General features: G+C 67.5%; 1 protein-coding gene. It reads left to right on the top strand.

Annotated elements, in window-relative coordinates; translation table 11 throughout:
- Window positions 1-50: 50 nt before the first annotated feature.
- Window positions 51-1,097: galactokinase (gene galK, locus BN1127_RS14775; RefSeq protein ID WP_042649949.1), on the top strand; the 1,047-nt coding region annotated here is incomplete at its 3' end.

Raw genomic sequence — 1,097 nt, forward strand, 5'->3', positions numbered from 1 at the left:
CGCCTGCGTTCCCTCTCCCCCGTTCATTACAAAGCCAATGAGGTGACCCCATGACCCCCAGCCAACGCGTCAGCGCCGTGTTTGCCGAGCAGTTTGAGCAACAACCCGACCTGCTGGTGCGCGCCCCCGGCCGCGTCAACCTCATCGGCGAGCACACCGACTACAACGACGGCTTCGTGCTGCCCTGTGCCATCGACTACGAGACCTGCGTCGCCATCGGCCTGCGCAGCGACAACCTGGTGCACGTGATCGCCGCCGACTACGGCAACCAGCGGGATCTGTTCAGTCTGGACAAGCCCATCACCCATCACCCGGACCAGCGCTGGAGCGACTACATCCGCGGCGTGGTGAAGCATCTGCAGGCCCGTGGCCACGCCCTGCGCGGCCTCAACCTGGTGGTCTCGGGCAACGTGCCCCAGGGCACCGGCCTCTCCTCCTCCGCCTCCCTGGAGGTGGCCATCGGTCAGGCCTTCAAGGAAGCCCTGGGGCTTGCCATCAGCCAGGCCGAGATCGCCCTCAACGGCCAGCAGGCGGAGAACCAGTTCGTCGGCTGCAACTGCGGCATCATGGATCAGATGATCTCCGCCAGCGGCGAACGGGATCATGCCCTGTTGCTGGACTGCCGCACCCTGGAGACCCGTCTCATCCCCATGCCCACTGATCTGGCGGTGCTGATCGTCAACTCCAACGTGCGCCGCGGCCTGGTGGACAGCGAATACAACACCCGCCGCCAGCAGTGCGAGACCGCCGCCCGTCACTACGGGGTCAAGGCGCTGCGTGACCTGGATCTGGCCGCGCTGGAAGCGGGCAAGGCCGGGCTGGACGAGGCCTGCTACCGCCGTGCCCGCCACGTGGTGGGGGAGAATGCCCGCACCCTGGCCGCCGCCGACGCCCTGGCGAGCGGCGATCTGGTGCGCCTCGGCGAGCTGATGGGTCAATCCCATGCCGCCATGCGCGATGACTTCGAGATCACGGTACCCCCTATCGACGGCCTAGTGGAGATCATCAAGGCCCAGATCGGCAGCGAAGGCGGTGTGCGGATGACCGGCGGCGGCTTCGGCGGATGCGTGGTGGCCCTGCTGCGCCCGGAGCGGGTG

It is taken from the genome of Aeromonas media, assembly GCF_000819985.1.
GTDB lineage: Bacteria > Pseudomonadota > Gammaproteobacteria > Enterobacterales > Aeromonadaceae > Aeromonas > Aeromonas media.